This is a genomic window from Pelotomaculum propionicicum (assembly GCF_004369225.1).
GTDB classification, from domain to species: Bacteria; Bacillota; Desulfotomaculia; order Desulfotomaculales; family Pelotomaculaceae; genus Pelotomaculum_B; species Pelotomaculum_B propionicicum.
In genome coordinates, this window is sequence record NZ_QFFZ01000027.1 from 38,318 (window position 1) to 48,202 (window position 9,885).

Below are 9,885 nucleotides of genomic sequence, written 5' to 3' on the forward strand. Positions count from 1 at the left end.
ATCAGGAAGAGAGGGAGAAAATGGGACGTATTGTATTCCTGACCAATATGGAACGCCAGTATGTAATGCTGGAACGGGCGCGGGATAATTTACTCCAGGAGAAGAGTTTGCAGTCTGAAGGGCGGACGGTGTTTTTGACCGATGCCGTTATCTGGGGGGATGAATGGCAAGAGACTTTTGCGGCAAGTGATGTTATTGTTTTCACATGGATGGGCAGCGGCCTGAATACGGATTTTCTCAAAAAAGCGGCCGATTTTTTACAGAGCAATAAAATTACATATATCATGCTGATTCCCGATCCCGGCGCCGGGGAATTATGTTATGGAATTACGCCGGAAGACAGGAAGACGCTGCAAAAATACCTGTTGTACGGCGGCATTGAAAACTACCGGAATCTCTGGTTTTGGCTGAGCAGCGTCTATTGCCGGGATGTATGTGATTATCAGCCGCCCCAACCGTTGATATGGAACGGTATCTTCCACCCCAGAGCGGATAAAGCATTTACGGACAGCGCGGAATACCGCCGTTTGTTTTGCCGGCCGGACCGGCCTACGGCAGGGGTTCTGTTTTATCGTGACGAGTGGGTGTGGGGGGATACGGCGTATCAGGCCGCCCTGGTGGAGGAAATCGAAAAGCAGGGTATGAATGCGGTGGCGGTGTTCAGCCAGGGTGTGGCGGATCCGGAATTGAATGTGCCGGGTTTGGCTGAAGCAATGCAGACGTTCTTTTATGAACAGGACATGCCGGTGATTGATGTGTTGATTAACACGATAAAATTCTCCCTTACGGCGACGCGGGCGATTGACCTAAAATCCCTGGAGCGGTTAAAGGCGCCGGTACTGCAGGCATATACACTGCTGCGTCCGCGGGAGCAGTGGAAAAACTCCATTGAAGGCATGATGTCGATGGAGATCGCTGTCAGCGTAACCATGCCGGAGTTTGACGGCATTATCCATTCTGCGCCTGTGGCCGGCAGGGAATATATGCCCGACGGCGACGCAGTATACTTGCCGATTCCGGAACGCATCAACATGGTGGCGCGCAAAGCCGGAAAGTGGGCTAAATTGCGTCATAAAGCAAACAGTGAGAAAAAGATCGGAATCATCTTTCATAATTATCCTCCCACCAATTCGAATATCGGCAGCGCGGCCGGGTTGGATTCACCGGACAGCATCCGCCTTTTGCTGGCTGAAATGGTGGAACGCGGCTACCGGGTCGACCACATTCCTGATGATAGTCAGTCGTTTATGAATGAACTGGTGGCGCACGCCACCAATGACCGGCGTTACATCACAGAAGAGCAGATTGGGCAGGCTGAAAAACTGAGCGGACAGCAATACCGGCGGTTCTTTGACAATTTGGAGGAGGAAACCCAGGCTCAACTGGCGCGTGACTGGGGTACGCCCCCGGGTGATGTGTTTCAATACGACGGGAACCTTTTAGTGCCCGGCATGCAAAGCGGCAATATCTTTATCACAGTTCAGCCGCCGCGCGGTTTTGGCGAAGATCCGGCAAAGATTTATCATTCGCCGGATTGCGCGCCGACCCACCATTATCTTGCCTATTATCACTGGTTGCGGGATATTTGGCAGGCGGATGCCGTCATCCATGTCGGCACGCATGGTTCCCTGGAATGGCTGCCTGGCAAAGGCGCCGGGCTGTCGCGCCAATGTTACCCCGATTTAGCCATCGGGGACTTGCCGAATATATACCCCTATTGGATCACCGTTATTGGCGAAGGCATCCAGGCTAAACGGCGCGGCGCCGCCTGTCTGATCAGCTATCTGACCCCGCCGATGAGCAATGCCGGCGCCTATGATGAACTGGCCGAACTGGAAAAATTGCTGGACGAATATGCTCATTTCAAACAGAACCAGCCCGACAATGCGGAGGTGATGGTTAATCTTATCCGGGAAAAAGCGCGGGAGGCCGATTTGCAGGATGATATTCCCGAGTGCCCGGAGCAGCCCTTTGATGACTATGTCCAGCGCCTGCATGCTTATATAACCGATATTAAGAATATGCAGATCCGGGTGGGGCTCCATGTGCTGGGCTGTCCGCCCCGGGATGAGAATCTGGTGGAGTACCTTTTGGCGCTGACCCGCATGGACAACGGGGAAACGCCTTCGTTGACCCAGACACTGGCCGCTATGTACGGATTTGACTATTATGAACTGCTGGAGCAGAGCGGTAAAATGCTGCCTGACGGCAGCAAGACCTGTGGAGCTCTGATCGACGAAATCCGTGAGCGCAGCCGCCAAATCATTCTCTTGCTGGCCGGGCGCAACTTTTCTGCGGAACAGGCGGAAGCCGTGCTGGATTTACCGTGGGCCGGCAATTTAGACCAGGTCTTGCGTGAGCAACTGCTGAGCGTGGCCCGCTATATTTGCCGGACGTTAGCGCCAAACCTGGAAAAAACAAAACAAGAAGTCACCAACTTGCTGGCGGCTCTGGAAGGATACTACGTGGAACCGGGGCCGGCAGGCGCTCCCACCAGCGGTATGGCGGATGTCTTGCCGACGGGGCGGAATTTTTACGGCATCGATCCCCGTACCTTGCCGACGCCTCCGGCCTGGGAAATCGGCAAGACGATGGGCGCCGATGTTATTGAACGATATATTGCCGAAGAAGGACGTTATCCTGAAAGCGTCGGCATTGTGGTCTGGGCTACCAGCAACGAGCGCAGCCACGGCCAGTGCATAGCCCAATTCTTATATCTCCTGGGCGTGCGTCCCGTATGGCAGCGGGGCAGCCTGCGGGTGGTGGGCCTGGAGGTTATACCCATAGTTGAGCTGAAACGGCCCCGTATTGATGTAACGGCCCGTATCAGCGGACTATTCCGTGACAGCATGCCTATGGCTGTTAACTGGATGGACAAGGCAGTCGAACTTGTGGCCAATTTGGACGAAGGTCCGGAAATTAATTATGTGCGTAAGCATGTGCTGCAAGACGCACAGAAGATGGAGCAGGAAGGGATGGAGAGCGATCAAGCCTGGGAACAGGCGAGCTACCGCATTTTCGGCGACCCGCCCGGGACCTATGGCGCGGGAATAGGCGATGTATTGGAAGCAAAAAACTGGGAGAACATTGATGATCTGGCCAAGGTATATGTGCGTTGGGGCGGCCATGCCTATGGCGCCAAAGCCAGGGGGACTTTCTTGCCGGAACTCTTCAGCCTGCGCATGGGCAGTCTCGACGTGACCATTCAAAATCAAGACAACCGTGAAATCAGCATGTTGAACTCGGATGACTACAATGCTTATCATGGCGGCATGATTGCCGCGGTTCGCAGTCTGAAGGGACAGGCGCCGCGTTCGTATTGCGGCGACAGTTCAGACCGGAAAAAAGTAATGATGCGCAGCGTGCAGGAGGAAGTCAAACGCTTATTCCGCGGCGAAGCCGTTAATCCCAAGTTTATCGAAGGAATGAAGCGGCACGGGTACAAGGGGGCGGCTGATTTGGCCAATTACGTGGCGCATAGTTATCAATGGGACGCCACCAGTGATGTAATGGAAGATTGGATGTACCAAAAGTACGCGGAAAAATATGCCCTTGATAAGGACATGCAGGAATGGATGAAAGAAGTGAACCCCTGGGCGCTGCAGAGGATTGCGGAAACCTTGCTGGAAGCTTCCCAGCGCGGTTTGTGGCAGGCAGATGAGCAGACCAGGCAAGAACTGCAAAAACTTTATCTTTCCATCGAAGGGGAGCTGGAAGAGCGCAGTGACCGGTGATGACAGATAAAAAAAGACCATTGAGAATGCTGTCGCTCAGTCTGACGGGGCGGTGCAACTTTGCCTGCCGGTATTGTTATGCCCAGGCGCATCCGCAAGACATGATGAGCCTGGATACCGCCATGCGGGCGGTCAACCTGGCGGCCGGGGGCGGCGAGCCTTTTGTGCTGCAATTTAGCGGCGGTGAACCATTGCTGGCCTTTGACCTGCTGCGGGAGGTCGTCCGCTATGTGCGCCGGCGGCAGATTCCGGCAGTGATGCAGCTGCAGACCAATGCCTCGCTCCTGGACAGGGAAATGGTTTTGTATCTGCGGGAGGCGCGGGTGGGTGTCGGCATCAGTCTTGACGGCAGGCCGGGGGCCAATGACTGTTTGCGCCGCTTTCCGGACGGAAGGGGAACCAGCGCTCAGATATTGCGCGGCGCCGGACATCTGGCCGCCCAGGGGATGGAAACCGGCATAACCTGCGTCGTTGCCAATGAGAATGTCAACCAGCTGGCGGGCGTCGTGGAGATGGCCTATTATCTGGGGAATGTCCGGCGCATCGGGTTCGATCTGCTGCGCGGCCAGGGGCGGGGGAGAATGCTGACGCCGCCCCCGGCCCAGGCGGTGGCGCAGGGCCTGCTGGAAGCCCTCCAAACGGCGGAGAGACTGGCCGGGCAGACCGGAAGAACTATGTTGATTTCACAGCTGGAGCGGGTGGAAACCCTGTCACGGGGAACGGCGCGGGGTTTTGGGCACTGCCATGCGATGAACGCAGAGGCGGCCTTTGTGGATGCAAAGGGGGGAATTTATGCCTGTTCCTCGTTGGTTGGAGACGAGGATTTCCGGCTGGGAGATGCAGCGCATGGTATTGATGAAGGCAGACGGCAGGCCGTTGCGGCGTTGATCCGGAACAGCATGATCTTTTGCCGGGAATGCCCTGCTTTTCCCCTGTGCGGCGGAGGCTGTTTTGCCCGCTGGTACGGTTCCGGCTGCGCCGGCAAGGCCTATGAAGCGGAATGCGCGCTGAAACAGGTGTGTATTCAGTGGTATCAGGAACATCGGAAACAGGAGGAAAAATGAAATGAGACTGGCATTGTTGCATTTTAATTTGAGCAGTGGACCGCAGGAGGCCAATTTGGCCCTTTTGCAGCAGGCCGTCGTTTTGGCCGCGGAAGAGGGGGCGAACTGGATTATTACACCCGAAATGGCGCTGCAAGGCTATTTCTTTGCTGAAAAAACCGAAACACTGAACATTGCCGTACAACCGGAACAGTCACTGGCGCCTGTTAGCCGGCTGATTGCCAGGCGCCGGCTGACGCTCTTTCTTGGGTGTGCGGAGCAAGATGCCGGGACAGGTAAATATTATAACAGCTGTCTGGTTATTGGTCCGGAAGGAAGTGTTCTGGGCCGCCACCGGAAAACGCGGTCACATAAGATGGGGCCTGAGGCCTGGGTGACAGAGGGAGATAAACTGGAACCGGTTTCCTGCCCGGGGATGAAAGCCGGGATTATGGTCTGCGCTGATTCCTGGTTCGTCGACAAAGCCCGGGCTTTAAAGGATAAGGGAGCCGAAGTCCTTGTGGTATCGGCGGCCTGGCCTCCGGGTGAGCACGGTCCGGGCGATTGCTGGGAAAGGTGTTCCCAGGCCACCGGCCTGCCTGTCTGGGTCTGTAATCAGACAGGCAATCAGGAAAAGCTGGACCTCAGCCAGGCGCAGAGTGTGGTGGTCGCCGGCGGGAAGACTCTGTTCAGCTATAGCGGTTTACAACAGGCTGTGCTGCTTTTCGACTGGGATAACGACAGGAAATCCACTATGTCGACGCAGTTTACGGTGATTGCGGTTTAAATGATATTTCAAACAAAGCGGAGGAGAGATGGCGTAAGATGTTGATCTGTACATTATCAACCGGCGATGCCGTCAACCGGTATGATAAAAGGATTGTTGTGAAGTTTGAACAGCCGCGCAAAGTTCTCAGCACATCGGTGTTAAACGGGGGTTACCGGGAAGATTTGACAGCTGTCTTTAATCATGACTGCAATGACGAAACCGGTACGGATTGTATGCTGCGCGCTCCAACTTATGAAGAACATATGTGGTTGGTTGCGCAGGAGATCGGGCTTAATCCGGAAACGGTCACCGGTATGGGAACAGCCGCGCAGATGGAAAACGCGGCTATCAATATGAGCAAGTATGAAAGCCTGACAGTAACGGCGATCGTGACCGGCGGGGTGGAAGTCAACGGCGGGCGTGCGGGGGATCCGGCTGAATATTTTCAGCCTGTTGATAAAAGTAAACTGCATAAGCCGGGAACCATCAACATTATGCTGGTGATTGACGCCGATATGCCTCCCGGCATCCTGGCCAGAGCGCTGGTGACCTGCACGGAGGCAAAAACGGCGGCGCTGCAAGAGCTGATGGCCGGTAGCAATTATTCCAACGGACTGGCGACAGGTTCGGGGACAGACCAGACCATTGTCATTGCCAATCCAGCTTCGGAGCTGTATTTGGAGAGCGCGGGCAAGCACTCCAAGCTGGGCGAGTTGATCGGCTTTACGGTGAAGCGGGCTGTTAAAGAAGCGCTGTTAAGGCAGACAGGTTTATCGCCGCTAATGCAGCACAGTGTCCTGCGGCGCCTGAAGCGCTTCGGCGTAAACGAAGAGACGCTGTGGCAGGATTATGCGGCGGGTAAAGGCCGGCCAATTGTGAAACATCAGTTTTTGGAGTATTTGCATCAGGCAGACCGGGAGCAGCAACTGGTGACCTACACCTCTTTATATGTTCATTTGCTGGATCAACTTCTTTGGGGGCTGCTGTCCGGAGGGGAAGCCAGGCAAGCCGGCGACGAATTGTTGGCTCTGGCTGCCGGTAAGTTTGGCGTTCCGTTGACGATGATTGAAGGCGCTGAGCTTGAAGAGTACATTAAAGCATGGACGAGGTTATTTATCAATATTATAAAAGTTAATTTATTAAGCCAAGGAGATAATGCGGGTTGAAAAAAACAACTGTTTATCCGTTTACAGCAATTGTCGGCCAAGAGAATATGAAGCTGGCGCTGATGCTGAATGTCATTAATCCTGTGCTAGGCGGCGCACTGATCAAGGGTGAAAAAGGCACGGCCAAATCAACCGCGGTCCGGGCTTTGGCTGATTTGCTGCCGGCTATGGAAGCTGTGAGAGGCTGTCCTTTCCGGTGTGATCCGCAGGATAAAAGTGACATGTGCGAAGGCTGCCTGGCCAAAGTTGAAGAGCGGCAAATGCTGACTTCGCATATTGTAAAAATGAGGGTTGTCGAGCTTCCGGTCAGCGCAACGGAAGACCGGGTGGTCGGTACGCTGGACATTGAGCATGCTATCAAGCATGGTGAAAAAAAATTTGAACCCGGCATTTTAGCCCAGGCCAACCGGAACATTCTATATGTCGACGAAATCAATTTACTGGATGACCACATAGTGGATGTGCTGTTGGATGCGGCCGCCATGGGATTTAATACTGTGGAGCGGGAAGGCGTGTCGTATTCTCATCCGGCGCAATTCGTGCTGGTGGGCACCATGAATCCGGAAGAAGGTGACATTCGGCCTCAGCTGCTGGACCGCTTCGGATTATCAGTAATGGTGGCCGGTGAACATCAGACTGAACAAAGAATGGAAGTCATCAAACGGCGGCTGGCTTACGAACAGGATCCCGAGAATTTTGTCAAACAATACCAGAAAGAGCAGGAAGAGTTGGGACAGCGCATTATGCTGGCGCGGCAGCTGCTGCCGCAAGTTGCCATCGGTGATGATTTGTTGGCGCTGGTGGCGCAGGTGGCCATCAAGCTGGATGTTGACGGCCACCGGGCGGATATTACAACCATCAAGGCAGCGCTGACTCTGGCTGCGCTGAACGGTCGTGAAAAGGCTTCCCTGGATGATGTGAAAAGGGCCGCCATGCTGGCCTTGCCGCACCGTATGCGGCGTAAGCCGTTCGAAGAAGGAGCTTTCGATTATGAAGAAGTCGAGGCTTTGTTTGCTCAACAATAAGATGGCAAGGATGGAATCATATGGGGCGTAACTTTGTTTTCCCGTTTCCCGCCGTGGAAGGACAAGATCCTGTTAAAAAAGCGCTGTTGTGGAATACTGTTAATCCGTTAATTGGCGGTGTACTGATTTCCGGCGAGAAGGGGACCGCGAAATCTACTCTTGTCAGAGGAATGGCGGCTTTACTGCCGGGGATGAAAGTGGTGGAACTCCCGCTCAATGTAACCGAGGACCGGCTGGTGGGGACCCTGGACTTGGAAAAGGCGATCAAAGAAGGGAAGAAAGTCTTTGAGCCGGGAATTTTGCAGAAGGCCCACGGCAACATTCTGTATGTGGACGAGGTCAATCTGTTGAGTGACAACATCGTAAACTGCCTTCTGGAAGTATCGGCTTCCGGGGTCAACAAGGTGGAGAGAGAAGGGATATCCTTCAGCCATCCCGCGCGCTTCATACTCATCGGAACCATGAATCCCGAGGAGGGGATGCTGCGGCCGCAGTTTATTGACCGGTTCGGGCTTTATGTAGAGGTCAAGGGATTGGAGGATTTAAACCTGCGGGTTGATGTCATTAAAAGACGGCTCAAGTATGAAAGAGACCCGGCGGCATATGTTGGGCAGTGGCTGGAAAAAGCCGTGGAGATCAAGGAACAAATTGCCCTGGCCCGGGACAAGGTTGATCTGGTCCAGGTCAGTGAAAACGCAGTGAGACTGGCTGCCCGGATTGCCGAAAAAGAGAACTGCGCAGGCCACAGGGCGGAGCTTGCCGTCCTGGAAACAGCCAAGGCTATTGCCGCGCTTTGCGGCCGGACTTATCTCACCGTCAAAGATATCGAAGAGGCGGCCGGGTTTGCGCTGCCCCACCGGGTCAGGCAAAAATCTTCAGCAAGTGTATGTTTGCCGGAGCAAGATCCCCAGGATGACGGCACTGACGCCGGTCAACGTGAAAAGGATACTGAAAGTCCGGAAGAAGGCCGGGACCAACCAAATAGTGAGCAGCAAGAAAATCATAATCAGGGACGGGATATGGATCGTGGGGGTGATTCCTCTACCCGGAACAGTGAACCGGACAGTGGTGAAAACAACCACGAAGAATCCGCGGCTGCAGGTGAAAACGATGATGATATCCAGGAACCCGGAGAGATTTTTATTATAAAGCCCCTGGAGATCAAACCGGTAGACAGGAGGAAGCGCAGGGGCAGCGGGAAAAGAAGCAAAACAATTACCGGCCCGGAACACGGGAGATATGTCAGATATACTTTTCCAAGAGGGAAATTGCGGGATATCGCTTTTGACGCTACAATCAGGGCGGCTGCGTTATTTCAGAGGGAAAGGGGAAAAAACGGTTTGGCCTTGGCCATCCGTAATTCCGATGTTCGGGAAAAGGTCAGGGAACGTCGAACCGGCAGCACCATTCTTTTTATTGTCGACGCCAGTGGATCAATGGGCGCCAACCAACGTATGAAAGCGGTGAAGGGGGCTGTTCTGTCGCTGCTGAATGATGTCTATCAGAAAAGAGACAAGGTCGGCATGCTGGCTTTTAGAAAGAATACGGCGGAATTGCTCCTGGGAGTGACCAGAAGCGTTGACCTGGCGCAGAAAAAGCTGAGGGACCTGCCAACGGGAGGCAAGACGCCTCTTGCGGCCGGCCTTTGTCTCGGGTATGAGCTGATCAAGGCGGTCATGCTTAAGGACCCCGATGCTATACCGTTTATTGTGGTGGTGTCGGACGGTAGGGCCAATGTGCCGCTAACCGGGGGCGACCCTGTTGATGACGCCCTGCGCGCAGCCCGGAAAATCGCGGCGGAAGGCATCAAAAGCCTGGTCATCGATACCGAGAGGGATTATATCAAGCTGGGTCTGGCCCGCAAAATTGCAGAAGCCATGAAGGCCGATTATCAAAAACTCGATGAGCTCGAAGCCGGCCGGATAGCTTGTTCAGTAAAGGGCCTGGTCAGATAGCTTCAGGACCGGTTATTAATTGTGTGGGACAGGATAAAAGCCCAGCGGTAAAATGTCAAGCACCATTTTCGAGAAAACTGGAAAATATTTTGTCCTGGGAAAGCAAAAAAGGCAATAAAAAACTGATCCCAGATACTCAACTGGTAATAACTGGGCAACCAAGAAGGCGGTCACTTATAGGAGGCGATCAACC

The 9,885-nt window shown here is 54.1% G+C and carries 7 protein-coding genes; all 7 read left to right on the forward strand.

From position 1 onward, the window contains the following. Positions 1-20: 20 nt before the first annotated feature. Positions 21-3,734, forward strand: a complete 3,714-nt coding sequence (gene cobN, locus Pmgp_RS12075; RefSeq protein ID WP_134214238.1) for a cobaltochelatase subunit CobN — start codon at positions 21-23, stop codon at positions 3,732-3,734. Then, positions 3,734-4,798 (forward strand): radical SAM/SPASM domain-containing protein, encoded by a 1,065-nt coding sequence (locus Pmgp_RS12080; protein ID WP_134214245.1) that lies wholly within the window; start codon positions 3,734-3,736, stop codon positions 4,796-4,798. Before cobN ends, Pmgp_RS12080 begins: the two co-directional genes overlap by 1 nt. A 1-nt stretch (position 4,799) precedes the next feature. Then, positions 4,800-5,564 (forward strand): carbon-nitrogen hydrolase family protein, encoded by a 765-nt coding sequence (locus tag Pmgp_RS12085; RefSeq protein ID WP_134214239.1) that lies wholly within the window; start codon positions 4,800-4,802, stop codon positions 5,562-5,564. 38 nt (positions 5,565-5,602) lie between these two features. Beyond that, positions 5,603-6,712 (forward strand): adenosylcobinamide amidohydrolase, encoded by a 1,110-nt coding sequence (locus tag Pmgp_RS12090; protein WP_134214240.1) that lies wholly within the window; start codon positions 5,603-5,605, stop codon positions 6,710-6,712. Further along, positions 6,709-7,737: a magnesium chelatase ATPase subunit I gene (locus Pmgp_RS12095; protein WP_134214241.1), complete on the forward strand. Its 1,029-nt coding sequence runs from the start codon at positions 6,709-6,711 to the stop codon at positions 7,735-7,737. Before Pmgp_RS12090 ends, Pmgp_RS12095 begins: the two co-directional genes overlap by 4 nt. Positions 7,738-7,757: 20 nt before the next feature. Beyond that, positions 7,758-9,692 (forward strand): magnesium chelatase subunit D family protein, encoded by a 1,935-nt coding sequence (locus Pmgp_RS12100; protein WP_134214242.1) that lies wholly within the window; start codon positions 7,758-7,760, stop codon positions 9,690-9,692. Next, the coding region (locus Pmgp_RS20095; RefSeq protein ID WP_205078022.1) for a hypothetical protein at positions 9,665-9,885 on the forward strand (221 nt) is incomplete at its 3' end. The genes Pmgp_RS12100 and Pmgp_RS20095, both read left to right, overlap by 28 nt.